Source organism: Vibrio sinaloensis, assembly GCF_000808535.1.
GTDB classification, from domain to species: Bacteria; Pseudomonadota; Gammaproteobacteria; order Enterobacterales; family Vibrionaceae; genus Vibrio; species Vibrio sinaloensis_D.
On sequence record NZ_JWLV01000033.1, the window covers coordinates 1 to 399 of the forward strand.

1 protein-coding gene is annotated in these 399 nt (G+C 43.4%); it reads right to left on the reverse strand.

The features are described 5' to 3' along the window. Window positions 1-305 (reverse strand): transposase domain-containing protein (locus RJ47_RS14640; protein WP_039484707.1); only part of this gene is annotated, 305 nt, incomplete at its 3' end. Between the last annotated feature and the right edge of the window lie 94 nt (window positions 306-399).

Consider the following 399-nt stretch of genomic DNA (forward strand, 5'->3'; position numbering starts at 1 on the left):
GCCGCTGCTTCGCCGAGATCTTTTCTACGCTGTGTTAATGCACTCGGGGCAACAAACGGCTTACCTGAACGGTCGACAATATCGAGCATATTGACGATATCAGCCATAGATTTGTCGTTATAAATAGCCATTCCGACCAACAGCCATGCCATCGATTCCAAAGTCAGTTTTCGCTTTCTAAGAGTGACTGTATCTGTCAGCTCATAGGCATCTTGGATTAGCTCAATTGGTAGGAGGTCTGCGAGAGTTTCGACTTGATTCGGTTTGTAGTTATTTATGATATCGAGGGCTTGAGAAACGTGCATAAAAAAATCCGATAAACAGGGTCTATCGGATTTTTACACACTGGAGGGATCATTCAATTGATCTGCCGATTAATGTTTAACTGATCGGCATTAG